Annotated in this window: 9 protein-coding genes; 6 read left to right on the forward strand and 3 right to left on the reverse strand. The window is 47.2% G+C overall.

Going from position 1 to position 18,982, the window contains the following annotated elements; genetic code table 11:
* Window positions 1-191: 191 nt before the first annotated feature.
* Window positions 192-1,637, reverse strand: coding sequence for an SDR family oxidoreductase (locus OCV39_RS05295; protein ID WP_261889176.1), 1,446 nt, complete (start codon window positions 1,635-1,637; stop codon window positions 192-194).
* A 125-nt stretch (window positions 1,638-1,762) separates the two neighbouring features.
* On the opposite strand from OCV39_RS05295, the gene OCV39_RS05300 reads away from it, so the two are divergent.
* From OCV39_RS05300 to nhaA, 5 genes are all read left to right on the forward strand, one after another.
* On the forward strand, window positions 1,763-3,145 hold the full coding sequence (locus tag OCV39_RS05300) for an MATE family efflux transporter (RefSeq protein ID WP_261889177.1): 1,383 nt from the start codon (window positions 1,763-1,765) through the stop codon (window positions 3,143-3,145).
* A gap of 122 nt (window positions 3,146-3,267) precedes the next feature.
* The gene (locus OCV39_RS05305) at window positions 3,268-3,939 is read left to right on the forward strand and encodes an ABC transporter ATP-binding protein (RefSeq protein ID WP_017051782.1); all 672 of its coding nucleotides are present in this window, start codon (window positions 3,268-3,270) and stop codon (window positions 3,937-3,939) included.
* Window positions 3,920-6,373 (forward strand): ABC transporter permease, encoded by a 2,454-nt coding sequence (locus OCV39_RS05310; RefSeq protein WP_261889178.1) that lies wholly within the window; start codon window positions 3,920-3,922, stop codon window positions 6,371-6,373. Before OCV39_RS05305 ends, OCV39_RS05310 begins: the two co-directional genes overlap by 20 nt.
* Window positions 6,374-6,514: 141 nt before the next feature.
* Window positions 6,515-7,594, forward strand: a complete 1,080-nt coding sequence (locus OCV39_RS05315) for a lipocalin-like domain-containing protein (RefSeq protein ID WP_261889480.1) — start codon at window positions 6,515-6,517, stop codon at window positions 7,592-7,594.
* A 470-nt stretch (window positions 7,595-8,064) separates the two neighbouring features.
* Window positions 8,065-9,210 carry a Na+/H+ antiporter NhaA gene (gene nhaA / locus OCV39_RS05320; RefSeq protein ID WP_113796044.1) on the forward strand — a complete coding sequence of 382 codons (1,146 nt, stop codon included), beginning with the start codon at window positions 8,065-8,067 and terminating at the stop codon, window positions 9,208-9,210.
* Window positions 9,211-9,299: 89 nt separating this feature from the next.
* On the opposite strand, the gene OCV39_RS05325 is transcribed toward nhaA, so the two are convergent.
* Together OCV39_RS05325 and OCV39_RS05330 are read right to left on the reverse strand one after the other, a co-directional pair.
* Window positions 9,300-9,860 (reverse strand): OmpA family protein, encoded by a 561-nt coding sequence (locus OCV39_RS05325; protein ID WP_371711104.1) that lies wholly within the window; start codon window positions 9,858-9,860, stop codon window positions 9,300-9,302.
* A 50-nt stretch (window positions 9,861-9,910) separates the two neighbouring features.
* Entirely contained in the window at window positions 9,911-11,221 is a 1,311-nt protein-coding gene (locus OCV39_RS05330; RefSeq protein ID WP_113796085.1) for a TolC family outer membrane protein, read from the reverse strand.
* A gap of 315 nt (window positions 11,222-11,536) precedes the next feature.
* Here OCV39_RS05330 and OCV39_RS05335 point away from each other — a divergent pair, with 315 nt between their 5' ends.
* Window positions 11,537-18,841, forward strand: a complete 7,305-nt coding sequence (locus tag OCV39_RS05335) for a VCBS domain-containing protein (protein ID WP_261889179.1) — start codon at window positions 11,537-11,539, stop codon at window positions 18,839-18,841.
* Window positions 18,842-18,982: the final 141 nt, after the last annotated feature.

Raw genomic sequence — 18,982 nt, forward strand, 5'->3', positions numbered from 1 at the left:
GGGTCATCGGTTAGCAGATTCGTTTTAATCGTTGAATTATAATGCCTCTTTTGAGCTTTATTGGTAAGGCTTCAAAAGGGGCATTTTTATTTTCTGTTTTCAGCTATCAACTGTTTACACGACATGTCTCATTGTTTGTGCATGCCTAATAGTTTGTGTATGTCTAGCTGTTCGTGCATGTCTATGGTGAATTAGCTCTTCTCCGTTTGTTTACCGGAGGCCTTTTTACAGATAGCCTTTACCATGCCTCTAAAAATAAATAGATGGGCAGGCATCATGGCAAACCAGTAGAGTAATCCTAAAAATCCTTGCGGATGCCACCAAGCGGTTAAGTTCACCTCTCTATAGTCACCATGATCAGTGATGGTGCACTCAAGACGTCCTAAACCGGGTCCTTTCATCCCAAAAAATAGAGAAAGAAACTGATTTTTTTCACAGCGAATCACTTTCCAAGAGTCAATAAAATCACCCACTTTTAATTCAGGCCCTTCAGGAGATCGACGTATCGGCCTCTGACCGCCAAAGAAGATGTCGAGCCATTCCCGTGTACGCCATAACCCATTAGCAAAAAAGTACCCCTCTTCTTTGCTTCCAATTTTTTGTGCAACTTCCCATAGTTGCTCGATCGATAACTGAGTATGTGCACTTGCCCCAGCTTGTTTAGGGTAATAGCCGTAACCAGGCTGCCAGCGTTGTAAGGCTGCGGGTTCAAATCCCCATACATTACTGCGGACAAATGTACCTTCTTGTTTAATTGTCTCCCTTACTGCGTCTTCATAAGAAATAAGATCTTGCGGGTATAGTTTGCGTATTGGCTGAGCGTCGGCAATGTAGTCGTGTTCCAGTCCGGCCAGCAGCGCTTTGCCTATATTAGAGGGGACGGAAGTGACTAAGCTAAGCCAATATGAGGCCATTTTAGGAGTAAGGAGAGCGGTAGACCATAAACGGAGTGGCTTTTTGACCGCTTGGCAGATCACTTTAAATTGCTCGCGGTAGCTCAATACATCGGGCCCGCCGACTTCAAATGTTTGAGATTCGTTCGGCGATGCTTCCGCTAATTCTAATAGGTAATGATTTAGGTTAGGTAGGGCAATGGGGTTTGCTTTTGAATTAACCCATTTAGGTGCGATCATTAGAGGGAGGTTGTAAACAAAGTCGCGCATAATTTCAAAAGCAGCGGAACCTGGGCCAATAATGACGCCAGCGCGAAGTTCTGTCACGGGTATACCACTAAGTCGAATGATCTTGCCTGTCTTTTTCCTTGCTAATAAATGTTCAGAATTCCCCGTTTGTGGCTGAAGTGCGCTTAAGTAAATGACATGTTTAACTCGGCTATTAAGCAGCGCTTGAGAGAAGTTTTCCGCCAGTTGCAGTTCATACTCGATAAAGTCGTGCCCCTCAGCCATTCCGTGAACGAGGAAGAAGACCAGATCGAAATCATCAACAAGCTTATCGGTCTCATTCTTATCCGCTAAATCTAGATAATGCATCGTAAGGCTAGGGTGGGGAGCGGTTCTCTGTTTGAGATAATCGATATGACGAGCTGCGGCCGTGACAAGATGACCCTCTGCTAGTAACTTCGGGATTAGTTGTGATCCAATGTAGCCTGACGCACCTAATATAAGAATTTTTTTCATGCTCATCCATCAGCCTTTTTAGTGGTCGAAATATGCACTAAGGGCTATAGTATCAGATTATTATCGAGTTCTATCAATATGTTGTGATTTGGTTACGATTACTCGGTTTTTGTTTATTAAAGGTGATGTTCTTGGCTCTTGTCTCTCAAATAATTTTCCATACCAAAGGTGATTTTTTACGCCGTTTAATTGCGATTGCATTACCTATTGCCCTTCAGAGTATTATGTTCTCAAGCCGAGGTTTGGTGGATGTACTTATGCTGGGACAGCTAGGAGAAGCGGATATTGCCGCGGTGGGTGTGGCGAGCCGAGCCATGTTTGTTACAACCATAATGTTAGTGGGTGTAAACACTGGAGGCGCACTATTAACGGCTCAGTTCTGGGGCGCAGGAGATAAAAAAGGCGTTAGGGAAAGTACCGCCCTGACTTGGATGATTGCGGTGGGTTTTGCTCTATTGACCATCGTCTTTTTTGTCTTATTTCCAACTCAGATTATGTCACTGACCACCGATTCGAATGAAGTTCAGCAACTGGGTCGAGACTATATTGTTATCACATCGTTTAGCATGATAGCAGTGGCTTGTGTGAGCAGTATGGCGGTAGGTTTACGTGCGATGCACAAGCCGGGGATTAGTACTTTTTTTAGTGGAATCGGAATCCTGTCGAACGTCTTCCTCAACTGGGTGCTTATTTTCGGTAAGTTTGGATTCCCAGCTATGGGGATCACTGGTGCAGCAATCGCGACGGTCTTAAGCAGCGCAATAGAGGTGATGTGTTTATATGGTTACCTATATAGCAAAAAGCATCTTCTCGCTTTTGGTATGAATGACATAAAAGCCGCGTGTTATTGGGACAATATTGTTCGCTTCTTAAAATTATCAATGCCGACAACGTTCAACTTTCTTGCGTGGGCTGGTGGTTTATTCGCGTACCATGCCATTATGGGACAAAGTGGTGTTCAAGGCCTTGCTGCACTCTCTGTCATGACGCCTGTTGAGTCGATCTCACTAAGCTTGCTCATCGGTCTATCGAATGCCGCGTCAGTGTTAGTCGGCAACCAGCTAGGTGCTAAAAAATACGATGCCGTGTATTACCAGGCGCTGGGTTTAACTTGTTTAAACATCATCGTTGGTGTTTGTGTGGCTATCTTGCTCTTCTTCATTCAGATCCCGATTTTAAACGCTTTCTCTGCGCTGACCCCTGAAACAAGGGAAATGGCAGAAAAATTCATTGTTATCTTAAGTTTCGGTATTGTCCTTCGCTCCGTTCCTATGGTGGTGATCGTTGGAGTACTGAGAGCGGGTGGTGATGTGAAGTTTTGCTTGTATCAAGATCTCATCGCCCAATGGTTGATCGGTATTCCGCTGGCTGCTTTTGCGGCTATCAAGCTAGGGATGTCTCCGGAATGGATTTATGTGCTGTTTCTCACAGAAGAAGTGGTGAAGTGGGGCGGTTCACTTTATAGGATGAAAAGCAAGAAGTGGATGAAAAATTTGATTGAAAATTAGACATGTGAATTATTGATGCTGCAATGGGATGCGTATATTGTGATCTGTACTTCAAAACACTTCCTACTAACAAGGAATTAGTGTAGATTCTGAATCCAATTTAGAGTTCATGTGGTGATTTAATGTTAAGACTGTCGGACCTGTGCAAAGGCTATGTAGATGGGGGGGAATTTCACCCTGTACTGCAAGGGGCAGAGCTTCATTTAAATCAAGGGGACCAAGTTGCTTTAATGGGAGAAAGTGGTTCAGGAAAGAGCACTTTACTTAACCTTATTGCTGGTCTCGATACGGTAGACTCTGGTGAAATTGAGTTCCCTCATTTGCAAATGCACAGTGCTTCTGAGTTTAACCGTACCGCTTTTCGTCGTAATAATATTGGTAATATATTCCAACAGTTCAACTTGCTCCCAACGCTTAATATTGCCGACAACATCCGCTTTTGCCGTCAATTAAAAGGCCTACCTGAAGACAAAGCTCTATGGCGTCAGATTTTATCTGCATTGGATCTGATGGCACTTTTAGGGCGTTACCCAGAAGAGGTCTCTGGTGGTCAGCAACAGAGAGCGGCGATTGCAAGGGCTTTATATATGGAGCCTCAGTTACTACTGGCAGATGAACCAACGGGTAGCCTTGATGAACGTAATGCGGAAGCGGTAATGCGTTTATTAACCTCACTTACTCGTCAGCTAAATTGTACGCTGCTACTTGTCACTCACAGTGAAAAAGTTGCTCAGCACATGGAAGGGCGCGTTCGCCTTCAAGGAGGGCAATTGCATGTTATGGCCCGTAGTTAAGGCGCTACTAGGTCACTACCGTCGGTATCCTTTACAAATCATTCTAGTTTGGCTTGGTCTTACTCTTGGCGTATCACTTTTGGTGGGTGTTACGGCGATTAATGATCATGCAAAACAGAGCTACGCGAATGGTGAGAAACTTTTTTCAAACCCTCTTCCTTACCGTATTCGCCCAAAGCACAACGCAAATAAGATCCCACAAGGGTTTTATATTCAACTCCGCAGAAAAGGCTTTAACCAATGTGCGCCTTTTGATAATCATCGCTTAACAACCAGCAATGGTACTAGCTTGATGCTGATGGGGGTCGATCCTATTGCGATGATGCAGTTCAAAGATGATATTCACTTAGAAGATTTGACCACGTTAAGCTTGATGAAGCCGCCTTATCCGCTGCTTGTGAGTCAGCAATTTGCGAAACATATGAACTGGTCAGAAAATTCATACATAGAGTTGAATGATGATTCAAAGCTTGGGCCCATCACCATAGATAGAAAAAATCAACTCCATGGCACCAAAGTCGTCGCTGATCTGTCATTACTTCGCATGCTAAAACGAAGCTCTGGGCTGTCTGTTATTGCTTGTGGTGAAATGCCAGCGAAAAAGTTGCAAGCGTTAAGATCCCTATTACCCAATGGCTTGGCGATCTCGCGTAGTACAAAAGCGGAACTTGAGTCATTAACGAATGCTTTTCATATGAATTTATCAGCGATGGGGATGCTCTCTTTTGTCGTTGGATTGTTCATATTCTATCAAGCCATGTCGCTTTCTTTTATCCAGCGTCAGCCTCTTGTCGGAACATTACGCCAAATTGGCGTGTCAGGTTGGCAATTGGCAAAAGCGCTCTCTTTTGAGTTGGTTTTGTTGGTCCTCATTAGCTGGCTTTGCGGTAATGTACTCGGCTTACTCCTTGCTAATCAGCTTATCCCTGCCGTATCGGCTAGCTTGGGTGATCTCTACGATGCAAATGTAGGTTTATCGATAACGTGGGGTTGGAGAACAAGTTTATATAGCCTAGCGATGGCATCATTTGGGGCGTTCATTGCTTGTAGCTGGCCTTTGATTCGCTTACTTAAATCACAGCCTATTCGTCTAACGTCGCGTTTATCACTGGTTCGCTTTGCTGGTACGGAATTTAGTTGGCAAGCGTTGATCGCCTGTGCGTTTTGTGTCGCTGCGATTGCGGTGTACCAAGCGCCTAAAACTCAAGAAACAGGTTTTGCGATAATTGCTCTGATGCTTGTGAGTGTCGCTTTATTCACGCCATACATCATTTGGAAACTGTTTAACGCGCTGTCTTACTCTTTACGCTGGGTTAAAGCTCGTTGGTTCTTTGCTGATGCAGCTGCGAGTATGAGTTATCGTGGGGTAGCAACGATGGCGTTTATGCTTGCTTTAACTGCAAATATTGGCGTTGAAACCATGGTAGGCAGTTTCCGTGATACGACGGATAAGTGGTTAAGCCAGCGATTAGCGGCGGATGTTTATATCTACCCAAGCAATAATTCGGCGGCGCGAATGAGTACTTGGCTTACTGCTCAGCCTGAAGTTGATACGGTTTGGTGGCGTTGGGAAAAAGATGTGTCAACGGCTGGTGGCCCTATACAGGTCGTGAGCTCCGGCTCTTCAGAAGGTGAGCTTGATGCCTTAACCGTTAAACTAGGGATCCCAAATTATTGGTACCAATTGCATCAGTCGAAAGGTGTGATGATCAGTGAGTCCATGTCATTGAAATTAGACATCAGACCGGGTGACTACATCGATTTAGGCGAAAGGCTTGGCAAAAAATGGCAAGTGGTTGGAGTGTATTATGATTATGGCAACCCGTATCACCAAGTGATGATGTCACATCGCAATTGGTTGAACTCCTTTGCTGGTAGCGGCAATGTCGCTCTTGGCGTCGTGCTAGAGGATAATGTGAATGCATTGGGTCTTAAGCGTCGTTTAGAGAGTGTGTTTAGGATGAGTTCTGAACGTGTTTTTGATAATGGCAGCATTCATAGTCAGGCCATGAGAGTTTTTGATCGCACTTTTGCTATTGCTGACACTTTAGGCAACATCACACTGGTGATCGCGGTATTCGGCATTTTCTTCTCGACCTTAGCTGGAGAAGTTTCAAGGCAGCGTCATATTTCTTTACTCCGCTGTTTGGGTATGTCAGGGAAAGAGTTGATCGCCATGGGGAGCTTGCAACTGGTGGTATTCGGTTTGATTTCGGCGATAATTGCGATGCCTCTAGGACTCGCACTAGCTAACTTAATTGTGGATATTATCATCAAGCAATCCTTTGGTTGGTCTTTGGAGTTACAGGTGATTCCTTGGGAATATATGCAAACTTTTGCTTGGGCGATGTTATCGCTAATTGTTGCAGGTGCGCTACCTGTTCTTCGAATGGTTCGTAATACACCGATCAGTTCACTAAGAGATGCGTTGTAAATGAAAAACAGAAAAGATTCGGATACGACGAAGCACTCTAGTCAGACTACACATTCTGGTCAGAAGTCGGACTCAGGTGAGTTACGCGTTCAAGATCTAGGTCGTCACCACCATTCTAGTCGCATTATCACGGCCTCTGTGATGCTGTTTGTTATGATTCTTTTGACTTGTGGTGTCTATTTTTCATTTTTTGACTCCTCAAATGAAACTAAAGCAAGTAACGTAAGCCCGTTATTTCATAGTGAAGAGCGAAAGGTTTACGACCCAGTGCTTCCAGATAAAGCAGTTAAACTACCAGCAGACTTTCAACTTCATCCCGACTTTCAGCATGAGTGGTGGCACTACTTTGCAAGTGTTGTGGATGCTGAGGGTCAAGAGTATGGGATCCAGTGGAGCTACTTTAGGGTTGCCACAGATGAAAGGGAAACGTCTGGCTGGCAAAGTCCACAGCTATATATCGCCAATGTTGTTATTAGCTCTGGAACAAAAACGTGGAAAGAGCAGCGTTTGGCTCGCGGTGGAATTGGCCAGGCAGGAATGCGCAATCGTCCTTTTAGGATCTGGTTAGATAACTGGAGTTGGCGCTCATTAAGTTCTACGCCCTTTCCTGGTTTGTTAGATGTTCAGTCAGATGAGTTTGGCATGGTATTGACATCTAAGACCATAGGACCTTATGTCTTAAATGGAGATAAAGGCTATCAAATTAAGCATGATTTACTGCCTATCGCTTCTTACAGTTTCAGTGCTCCATTTTTGAGTGTTCAAGGACAACTTCGTTTAGAGGGGCAACCAGCGTTCGCAGTTAAAGGCAAAGCTTGGCTGAATAAAGAGTGGGGGAGCGCTTTACTTGCTGAAGGAAGAAGAGGTTGGGATTGGTTTGTGTTTGACCTTGATGATGGTCGGACATTAAGCGTGACTCAATCTCGATATGATCAACAATTACCTTATACGTATGGCACTTTGGCGGATAGATCGGGGAAAGTAATAAGTTTGTCTGATTCAGATATATCGATCACGCCATTAAATACCAGCACTTTGCCGAATGGACGCAGGTTGCCATTACAGTGGTCGATAGAGGTGCCTGAAAGCAATATTAAATTGATGACCAAAGTGGTTCGTAGGGATATGTGGCTGCCTTTTGTCATTCCATATTGGGAAGGCCCAGTGTCCGCTTCTGGTTCCCATGAGGCAAAAGGCTTCATGCAATTGACGGGATACTAGTGACGAGCATTCACTGAATAAGATCGTATGAACAAAATGCGCTGATGAAATTATTGTTTACATGATCTGAGCCTTCGTCGTTTTATCTCATTACGTCAGATCTTGCCCACGTATGTTGTATTTTAGGGGTAAGGGTGGTTTTTCTATCTTATTTTTCTACTCTCATGAGTCAGTCGGCCTATTATGAATGGGCTGCCTGTGTTTTCATGATTATCCGCATCCTTCACTTTTCGTATCTTTCTGATTGATAAAATATTAATCGGGTGCACTCAGTTGCATTTCTAATCTATACTCCCACTTATGAATAAAAATGTAACTTTAAGGAATATACGCTGTATTGTTTATTAAACATCGGAAATTCCGAAGTTAAACATCTAAACAATCGATTATTCCAAACTGTCGGTGATCTATAAACTCAGATCTATTCTTTGTTATCAGATTATTAACATAATAAATATAAGGACGATATCATGAGTGATGTCATTCGCGACTTCTTCAAAATGGAGTCAGCTGGTGGAATTTTATTAGTCATTGCTGCTGCGATTGCAATGACGATTGCAAACACGTCGTTTAATGGTGTTTATCAAGAGTTTCTTCATACCTACGTGTTCGGCATGTCTATTTCGCATTGGATCAATGATGGTCTAATGGCGATTTTCTTCTTTTTGATTGGTCTTGAAGTTAAGCGTGAATTACTTGAAGGTGCACTGAAGTCAAAAGAGACGGCAATATTCCCAGCAATTGCGGCTGTGGGCGGTATGTTGGCACCTGCACTGATCTATGTACTGTTTAACTCTGGTGATCCACAAGCAATGCAAGGTTGGGCAATTCCGGCCGCGACTGATATTGCATTCGCGCTAGGTATCATGGCTCTGCTAGGAAAGCGTGTTCCTGTTAGTTTGAAAGTTTTCCTACTCGCCCTTGCTATTATCGATGACCTTGGTGTTGTTGTGATCATTGCGCTTTTCTATAGCGGTGACCTGTCAACGATTGCATTAACGATTGGTTTTGCGATGACTGGTGTGCTCTTTATGCTTAATGCCAAACATGTGACTAAGATAAGTATCTATTTGGTTGTTGGCTTTATTTTATGGGTGAGTGTACTCAAATCGGGTGTTCATGCGACGCTTGCAGGTGTGGTTCTAGGTTTTGCTATTCCACTGAAAGGCAATGAAGGTGAGCGATCTCCACTCAAACACCTTGAGCATGCACTTCACCCATATGTCGCGTTTGCAATTCTTCCTCTGTTCGCATTTGCTAACGCAGGTATCTCATTGGAAGGTGTTTCAATGGACGGTCTGACATCGATGCTGCCACTAGGTATTGCGTTGGGGCTGTTAGTTGGCAAACCTTTGGGTATCTTTACTTTCAGCTGGATTGCGGTAAAAGCTGGCGTAGCGAAGTTGCCTGAAGGCATTAACTTTGTCCATATATTTGCAGTATCAGTGCTATGTGGTATCGGTTTTACCATGTCTATATTCATCTCATCACTTGCATTTGGTTCGGTGAGTGCTGATTTTGATACTTACGCAAGGTTGGGCATTTTAATGGGATCTACAACTGCGGCTGTGTTGGGTTACGCACTATTAAGCCTATCATTGCCTAAGAAAGCATAATGGTTGTGCTCTTCTAGACAAAAACCTAGACAAAAAACAAGCCCTCTAAATGTAGAGGGCTTTGTTGTATTTATGAGTCCAGAAAAATGTTACTTCTTGATGGTGGTGAAAATCGTCCACTCTTCAATCACCGCTTCTTTAAGGCCAACAACGGTCGCAGTAACTTTTCGGTTGATTGCATGGGATGTTGGATCATCACCTTGACTCTCTAGTTTGGACTCACCATACCCAACGATACGAGCGCGGTCTCTAGTTATGCCATAGGAGATAAGCCGTTTTTGAACATTGTTCGCTCGCTTCTTTGAAAGTTCGAGGTTGTATTCTGGTGACCCGATTTTACTGGCGTAACCTTGGATCTCAATTGACGCCGTTTTATAGGTTTTTAAAAACTCCGCCATCGTACGGATTTGTTCTGAAAAAATTGGGTTTATCTCAAAAGAGTTATGAGCAAAGAGAATCTTGAGTTGCCTTACCTCCTCTGAGCGCATGAGTTCTCCACAGCCATCATTATCGACTTGTGATTCTCTTGGCGTTCCAGGGCAAATATCACGAGCGTTCACGACACCATCTCGGTCGTCATCTTGTAAATCTGAAACTTGAACGGCTGTTGGTGTATCTATGTAGGGGTAGTCTTGCTCAGCCCAAACCATGGTTGAAATGGACAGAACTAAGCTAGGGACTACAAGGATAAATTTCATAGTTAGTACTCCATCTCTTTCGTCCACTCTTCAGGTATATCTACCAGTAAAGCATCCAGTAGGCTCCCAGTGGCATTCATCACTCTATACTTTGCATATTGCTCGGAATAGTGCGCATCGAGGTAATCTTTTCTCGCTTCAAATAGTTCATTTTCAGTATTGAGGAGATCAAGCAATGTTCGTTGACCTATCCGATACTGTTTTTCGTAAGCAATCACGGTCTGAGAGGCTGAATCTACATGATCCGCTAAAAAGTTTTTCTGTTGCAAGGTCAAATCAAGCGCACTCCAAGATAGACGAAGCCCTTCTTCTACTTGTCGGAATGCTGTATCTCGTAGATCTTTTGCTTTGTTCAATTGGTATGCGGCAGATTCACTACGGTCGCTGTCTGATCCTCCGTTGTAGAGATTATATCGGAGCCTAAGCATCGCTAGAGTTTCGTCACTTCGACCTTCATCACCGCCAGCATCATCACGCCATGTCTGCGAAGCTTCAAAAGAAAGAGTAGGGTAATTATTGCCTTTCGATTGCTCATATTGGAAGCGAGCAGAATCGATATCAGCATTAGCGACTTTAATGACAGGGTGTTTTTCGAAAGCAAAATCGATGGCTTCAGTTAAAGCAAGAGGGAGTTTGGAAATATCAGCTCTAGGATAGATAAGTCCTAAAGGTGCTTGGCCCACTTCTCGTTTAAATTGGGTATGGGTATCGATTAAGTTGTTCTGCGCAGCAAGTAAGTTTCCGTGAGCCTTGGCTATTCGAGCTTCAACCTGAGACAGGTCTGCTGTCGATCCTAATCCTGATTCTGCACGGCGTTTAATATCTTTATAGATCTCTTTGTGAGTCGCGAGGTTACTTTCAGAAAGAGCGAGAACTTCACTCGCTTTCACCGCATCTAAATATATTTGGGTAACATTGAGTGCTTTATTTTCAGCGTCCGCTAATAGCTGTAATCGTACCGATTCAGCATCGGCAGCGGTTCGATCAATGTTGTTTAGCGTAGCTGAACCATCCCAAATAAGTTGTGTAAGCGAAATCGTCGCTTCTTTACGTGTTAGATCGGTGGTTGGATCATTCTGTTGAGCGGGGTTAATCCTTTCATAGCCAATACCAGCATCTAGATCGATACTCGGCCTATAGTCTCCTTTTGTTGCATCGTTGTCTTTACGTAGACTGATGTATTCGTTAAACACACTTTTTATTTGTGGATTGGTTGCAAGAGTATACGCAACTGCCTGCTCTAATGTTTGGCTATTTGCGGTAAAACTCGACACAATCAAGCAACTAATTAGATTGAGATTGGTCCATTTCAAGGTCATTCTCCTCTTTCTTTTCTCGCTAAAAATGCAGTCGATCAACCTAAAGTGTGTGATCGCTCTAGTATCAAAATGCGACTTTATTATCAGCAAGCTTAGTTTATAGAGTGAGAAAAACGAGAAATTTATCAAATTTTTTAAAATTAAATTCCCTTATAAATTGACATCTTGGAGTTTGATGGGTTTTAAGGGTTGTTATTGAGTTGAATGTTACTAGTGTGGCGACTAGTTTTATAAGATGCAAAAGGTGCGATGTTTATTCAGATATAAGACATATTTGAGCACACTCTTAGTGACGGAAGGGATCAACTCATGAAATCCACGACTCTTAATTATATAGCAGCGGCAAGTGGTCTGATTGTATTAGATGGGCTAGGTCAGTTGAAGCAATTAGAACCTGGAGAAAAACCACTACCCGGCGAGCTAGTTGTTTCAATTGATAATGGAGAACCTGACGATGTCAATATTGAAGCTCAGCTGATTGGAGACAATGCGCTGCCTCAGAATATCAATATTGATGATGAAATAGCACAAGTTTTAGCTCAAATTGAACAGGGAGAAGACCCCACTCAGAATGAAGATTTCGCGACAGCGGCTGGTGGCGAAATAGGGTCAAGTCCGACTGGTTCTGGCGATATAGAACGAACAGGTGCTGAGACCCTTGCGTTCACTAATTTTGAAACGTCTGGTCTTGAGGCTCAAGGCTTAACTGAATTACAAAGCTTAGCTTTAGGTGAACTTCTGGTTGAAGCATTTGCGATAATTTCAGGCGATGAAAATGTTGAAGTCGATGAAACGGATGCCCCAATAGAGACCGGGGGAGCTGTGGATGTAGATATTGAGGAAGTTTCATTTTTACCAATAGAAAATCAGCCAGGTGATAATAACTATGGTTTATTTTCTATTGATGAAGAGGGGAATTGGACATTTGTTGCTAATGAAGCGTTCGATGAACTTAATGTTGGTGATAGTTACGTTGATACCATTACCGTCTCAACGACAGATGACACTGAGACCACGATTACCGTCACAATCAATGGTACTGATGATGTACCAGAGTTGGTCGCAGATACAGGCAGCGTCACTGAAGATGTAGATGTTGTCGAGGGTAACTTGTCAGCGAGTGGTATTTTGGAACCTGGGACTGGTGGAGACGGCGGGGAAGATAAGTTTGTTGCTGCTGATATTGTTGGTCTCTACGGCAGTCTTTCTGTTGATGAAGATGGTAACTGGGAGTATTTCGCCAATAATAGCCAGGTTGCGATTCAAGAGTTAGATCAGGGCGAATCAATAGATGATGTCTTTACTGTACTAAATGCTGATGGAGTAACGGAAACAACCGTCACCATCACCATTAACGGCGCAGAAGATCCGTCTGACATCACTGTGGGTGAAGGCGACAGCGATGAAGGCAGCGTGACCGAAGATGTGGACGTGACACTGGCGGAGACCTTGGTCAGCGAAGGCAGCTTAACCATCACCGATGTGGACGCCAATGACAATCCGGAGTTCAACCCGAACGGGGTGTTCACACCGGCGGGCTCGACCAATGCGGCGGCGCTCGGCAGCTTAGTCATTGATGCCGATGGGGATTGGACCTACACGGTCGACAACAACGCGGTGCAATATTTAGACGAAGGTGAAAGCGTCACCGAAATTTACACCGTCAGTGCCACCGATGGAACCGAGCATGTGGTCACCATCACCATTAACGGCGCGGAAGATCCGTCTGACATTACTGTGGGTGAAGGCGACAGCGATGAAGGCAGCGTCACCGAAGACGTGGACGTGACACTGGCGGAGGCTTTGGTCAGCGAAGGCAGCTTGACCATCAGCGATGTGGACGGCAATGATAACCCTGAGTTCAACCCGAACGGGGTGTTCACACCAACAGGCTCGACCAATGCGGCGGCGCTCGGCAGCTTAGTGATTGACGCCGATGGCGACTGGACCTACACGGTCGACAACAACGCAGTGCAGTATCTGGACGAGGGCGAAAGTGTCACCGAGATCTACACCGTCAGTGCCACCGATGGGACCGAGCATGTGGTCACCATCACCATTAATGGCGCGGAAGATCCGTCTGACATCACTGTGGGCGAAGGGGACAGCGATGAAGGTAGCGTCACCGAAGACGTGGACGTGACGCTGGCCGACACCTTAGTCAGTGAAGGCAGTTTGACCATCACTGATGTGGACGCCAATGACAATCCGGAGTTCAACCCGAACGGGGTGTTCACACCGATAGGCTCGACCAATGCGGCGGCGCTTGGCAGCTTAGTGATTGACGCCGATGGTGACTGGACCTACACGGTCGACAACAACGCAGTGCAATATCTGGACGAGGGCGAAACCGTCACCGAAATCTACACCGTCAGTGCCACCGATGGGACTGAGCACGTGGTCACCATCACCATTAATGGCGCAGAAGATCCGTCCGATATCACCGTGGGTGAAGGGGACAGCGATGAAGGCAGCGTGACCGAAGACGTGGACGTCACACTGGCGGAGACTTTGGTCAGTGAAGGCAGCTTGACCATCAGCGATGTGGACGCCAATGACAATCCGGAGTTCAACCCGAACGGGGTGTTCACGCCAGCGGGCTCCACCAATGCCGCCGCGCTCGGCAGCTTAGTGATTGACGCTGATGGCGACTGGACCTACACGGTCGACAACAACGCGGTGCAATATTTAGACGAAGGTGAAAGTGTCACCGAAATTTACACCGTCAGTGCCACCGATGGGACCGAGCATGTGGTCACCATCACCATTAACGGCGCGGAAGATCCGTCCGACATCACCGTGGGCGAAGGCGACAGCGATGAAGGCAGCGTCACCGAAGACGTGAACGTCACGCTGGCGGAGACCTTGGTCAGCGAAGGCAGTTTGACCATCAGCGATGTGGACGCCAATGACAATCCGGAGTTCAACCCGAACGGGGTGTTCACACCGACAGGCTCCACCAATGCGGCGGCGCTCGGCAGTTTAGTGATTGACGCCGATGGCGACTGGACCTACACCGTCGACAACAACGCGGTGCAGTATTTAGACGAAGGTGAAAGCGTCACCGAAATTTACACCGTCAGTGCCACCGATGGGACCGAGCATGTGGTCACCATCACTATTAATGGCGCGGAAGACCCGTCTGAGATCACCGTGGGCGAAGGCGACAGCGATGAAGGCAGCGTCACCGAAGATGTGGACGTCACGCTGGCCGACACCTTAGTCAGCGAAGGCAGCTTGACCATCAGCGATGTGGACGCCAATGACAACCCTGAATTCAACCCGAATGGGGTGTTCACACCGACAGGCTCCACCAATGCGGCGGCGCTCGGCAGCTTAGTCATTGACGCCGATGGCGACTGGACCTACACCGTGAACAACAACGCGGTGCAGTATCTGGATGAGGGCGAAAGTGTCACCGAAATTTACACCGTCAGTGCCACCGATGGGACCGAGCATGTGGTCACCATCACCATTAACGGCGCGGAAGATCCGTCCGACATCACTGTGGGCGAAGGCGACAGCGATGAAGGCAGCGTCACCGAAGACGTGGACGTCACGCTGGCCGACACCTTGGTCAGCGAAGGCAGCTTGACCATCACTGACGTGGACGCCAATGATAACCCTGAATTCAACCCGAATGGGGTGTTCACACCGACAGGCTCCACCAATGCGGCGGCGCTCGGCAGCTTAGTCATTGACGCCGATGGCGACTGGACCTACACCGTGAACAACAACGCGGTGCAGTATCTGGATGAGGGCGAAAGTGTCACCGAAATTTACACCGTCAGTGCCACCGATGGGACCGAGCATGTGGTCACCATCACCATTAACGGCGCGGAAGATCCGTCCGACATCACCGTGGGCGAAGGCGACAGCGATGAAGGCAGCGTCACCGAAGACGTGGACGTCACGCTGGCCGACACCTTGGTCAGCGAAGGCAGCTTGACCATCACTGACGTGGACGCCAATGATAACCCTGAGTTCAACCCGAACGGGGTGTTCACACCGATAGGCTCGACCAATGCGGCGGCGCTTGGCAGCTTAGTCATTGACGCCGATGGTGACTGGACGTACACGGTCGACAACAACGCAGTGCAATATCTGGACGAGGGCGAAACCGTCACCGAAATCTACACCGTCAGTGCCACCGATGGGACCGAGCACGTGGTCACCATCACCATTAATGGCGCAGAAGATCCGTCCGACATCACCGTGGGTGAAGGGGACAGCGATGAAGGCAGCGTCACTGAAGACGTGGACGTGACGCTGGCCGACACCTTGGTCAGCGAAGGCAGCTTGACCATCAGCGATGTGGACGCCAATGACAATCCGGAGTTCAACCCGAACGGGGTGTTCACACCGACAGGCTCGACCAATGCGGCGGCGCTCGGCAGTTTAGTGATTGACGCCGATGGCGACTGGACCTACACGGTCGACAACAACGCGGTGCAGTATCTGGACGAAGGCGAAAGTGTCACCGAGATCTACACCGTCAGTGCCACCGATGGGACCGAGCATGTGGTCACCATCACCATTAACGGCGCAGAAGATCCGTCCGACATCACTGTGGGTGAAGGCGACAGCGATGAAGGCAGCGTGACCGAAGACGTGGACGTCACGTTGGCCGACACCTTGGTCAGCGAAGGCAGTTTGACCATCAGCGATGTGGACGCCAATGACAATCCGGAGTTCAACCCGAATGGGGTCTTTACACCGACAGGCTCGACCAATGCGGCGGCACTCGGCAGCTTAGTGATTGACGCCGATGGCGACTGGACGTACACGGTCGACAACAACGCGGTGCAGTATCTGGATGAGGGCGAAACCGTTACCGAAATTTACACCGTCAGTGCCACCGATGGGACCGAGCATGTGGTCACCATCACCATTAACGGCGCGGAAGATCCGTCCGACATCACCGTGGGCGAAGGCGACAGCGATGAAGGCAGCGTCACCGAAGACGTGGACGTGACACTGGCCGACACCTTGGTCAGCGAAGGCAGCTTGACCATCAGCGACGTGGACGCCAATGATAACCCTGAGTTCAACCCGAACGGGGTGTTCACACCGACAGGCTCGACCAATGCGGCGGCGCTCGGCAGCTTAGTGATTGACGCCGATGGCGACTGGACCTACACGGTCGACAACAACGCGGTACAATATCTGGACGAGGGCGAAACCGTCACCGAAATTTACACCGTGAGTGCCACCGATGGGACCGATCACGTGGTCACCATCACCATTAACGGCGCGGAAGATCCGTCCGATATCACTGTGGGCGAAGGCGACAGCGATGAAGGCAGCGTCACTGAAGACGTGAACGTCACGCTGGCGGAGACCTTGGTCAGCGAAGGCAGTTTGACCATCAGCGATGTGGACGCCAATGACAACCCTGAGTTCAACCCGAACGGGGTGTTCACGCCGACAGGCTCGACCAATGCGGCGGCGCTCGGCAGCTTAGTCATTGACGCCGATGGCGACTGGACCTACACGGTCGACAACAACGCGGTGCAATATCTGGACGAGGGCGAAACCGTCACCGAAATTTACACCGTGAGTGCCACCGATGGGACCGATCACGTGGTCACCATCACCATTAACGGCGCGGAAGATCCGTCCGATATCACTGTGGGCGAAGGCGACAGCGATGAAGGCAGCGTCACTGAAGACGTGAACGTCACGCTGGCGGAGACCTTGGTCAGCGAAGGCAGTTTGACCATCAGCGATGTGGACGCCAATGACAACCCTGAGTTCAACCCGAACGGGGTGTTCACGCCGGCGGGCTCCACTAACGCGGTGGCGCTCGGCAGCTTAGTCATTGACACCGATGGCGACTGGACCTACACCGTCGACAACAACGCGGTGCAATATCTGGACGAAGGTGAAAGCGTCACCGAGATCTACACCGTCAGTGCCACCGATGGGACCGAGCATGTGGTCACCATCACCATTAACGGCGCGGAAGATCCGTCCGACATCACCGTGGGTGAAGGCGACAGCGATGAAGGCAGCGTCACCGAAGACGTGGACGTGACACTGGCGGAGACTTTGGTCAGCGAAGGCAGCTTGACCATCAGCGATGTGGACGCCAATGACAATCCGGAGTTCAACCCGAACGGGGTGTTCACACCGACAGGCTCCACCAATGCCGCGGCGCTCGGCAGTTTAGTGATTGACGCCGATGGCGACTGGACCTACACCGTCGACAACAACGCGGTGCAATATCTGGATGAAGGTGAAAGCGTCACCGAAATCTACACCGTGAGTTCGACTGATGGCGTTACCCATCAAATCAGCGTTGTTATTCATGGTGATCCGGATAACCCTCAAGCCGATAGTTTTGAAATCGATCTTGGAGATGTCGTGGTTACTCCGATAGTGTTCAATTCAGATAACGCGGCATATGATTTCATTTCTGATGTTGAGGACGATTACAACTCCGTGCCACTGCATATCTTAGTTAACTCACTTCCTGAAGCTGGCACTTTGCTCTATACCGATCCAAATGGCGTAACACGTGAAATAACCTCTGCGGATGTTTCAAGCGAAACTCAATTCGAACAGGATAGCATCAGTTATGTTCCAGGAGAGGGCGAGCTGTTTACCATAGGTATTCGAGAAGATCCAACCGAAGATACCCCAATGTCTGACGATGGATTCTACAATTGGGGCGAAAAAGTTAGCGATACAGAGCGACTTGTCACTCTCGACAATGGTAAAGAAGTTCGAATTTCCATCACTGATAACAACGATAAGCCATTGAAACAATATACAGGTGACAAACCTCATGTTGGGTATGGTATTGGGGATAATGAAGGTAGCGGTATGAATATGCAGGAGGCTCTGCATATTGATTTAAGTGATAACCCACTCGATGTTGTTACTCTCGGGCTCGATGGAATGGGAGGAGAGTTTAATTCTAATAGCAGTGTGAAAATTGTGGCTACTTACACGCTTGAAAATGGTGACATTCATACTGAAGAGTACCAAAAAGAGGTAGGTGATACGGGGAATAGCCAGATCCTATATGAATTTAGTTATTCATCACCAGATAACCCGATTGTGGACATTTCATTAAGTTCAACGGGTGGGAGCTGGGAGTTACGATACTTAGAAGGTGCGCAAGAGATAACAGAGAATGTGACATTCGATTACCAAGCTATAGACTCAAATGGGGATAAAAGTACCCAAGAAACGGTGACGATCAATGTTTTGGAAACCGATGGTTATAACGTTGTAACAGCGGCAGATAACGAGCCTCTAAATGCCGAGTTGGGTAATGATCTATTAATCGGTGATGATGGTGAAAATATCTTTACTTGGTTGGATAGCACCTTAGATAGCGGTACTGATGTCGTCAAAGACTTTACCGTTGGACAAGATTTGATCGACTTAAACGACTTGCTTGATGACCCAAATGACTCGGATGATGTGATGACGTTACTCAATAGTATTGATGTCACCGTTGGAAGTGATGATGTTACGCTTAGCGTACCATCAGAGGGAGGAGGGTTTGAACAAAGCATTGTTATCGAAAACATTACGACTGATTTAGCAAGCTTAGAGAGCCTAGATATTTTAAGCCAGATAATCAAAAACGATGCGGCATAGTTAATTGCCTGAACAAAAGCCTCTTATCATGAAAGGTAAGAGGCTTTTGAGCTTTGCTAACTATTCATTTGGCTATTAGGCCATTAGGTTTACCTCTCAAACGCAAGGTAAAAAAAAGCCCAAACCAAGATGGGTTGGGCG

It is taken from the genome of Vibrio cortegadensis (assembly GCF_024347395.1).
GTDB classification, from domain to species: domain Bacteria; phylum Pseudomonadota; class Gammaproteobacteria; order Enterobacterales; family Vibrionaceae; genus Vibrio; species Vibrio cortegadensis.

Bases quoted from the DNA above. Each gene is read 5' to 3' on its own strand.
- OCV39_RS05305 (WP_017051782.1), top strand. From the start codon at position 3,268: ATGTTAAGACTGTCGGACCTGTGCAAAGGCTATGTAGATGGGGGGGAA.
- OCV39_RS05325 (WP_371711104.1), bottom strand. From the start codon at position 9,860: ATGGTTTGGGCTGAGCAAGACTACCCCTACATAGATACACCAACAGCC.
- OCV39_RS05315 (WP_261889480.1), top strand. From the start codon at position 6,515: ATGCTGTTTGTTATGATTCTTTTGACTTGTGGTGTCTATTTTTCATTT.
- OCV39_RS05335 (WP_261889179.1), top strand. From the start codon at position 11,537: ATGAAATCCACGACTCTTAATTATATAGCAGCGGCAAGTGGTCTGATT.
- OCV39_RS05310 (WP_261889178.1), top strand. From the start codon at position 3,920: ATGTTATGGCCCGTAGTTAAGGCGCTACTAGGTCACTACCGTCGGTAT.
- OCV39_RS05300 (WP_261889177.1), top strand. From the start codon at position 1,763: ATGTTCTTGGCTCTTGTCTCTCAAATAATTTTCCATACCAAAGGTGAT.
- OCV39_RS05295 (WP_261889176.1), bottom strand. From the start codon at position 1,637: ATGAAAAAAATTCTTATATTAGGTGCGTCAGGCTACATTGGATCACAA.
- nhaA (WP_113796044.1), top strand. From the start codon at position 8,065: ATGAGTGATGTCATTCGCGACTTCTTCAAAATGGAGTCAGCTGGTGGA.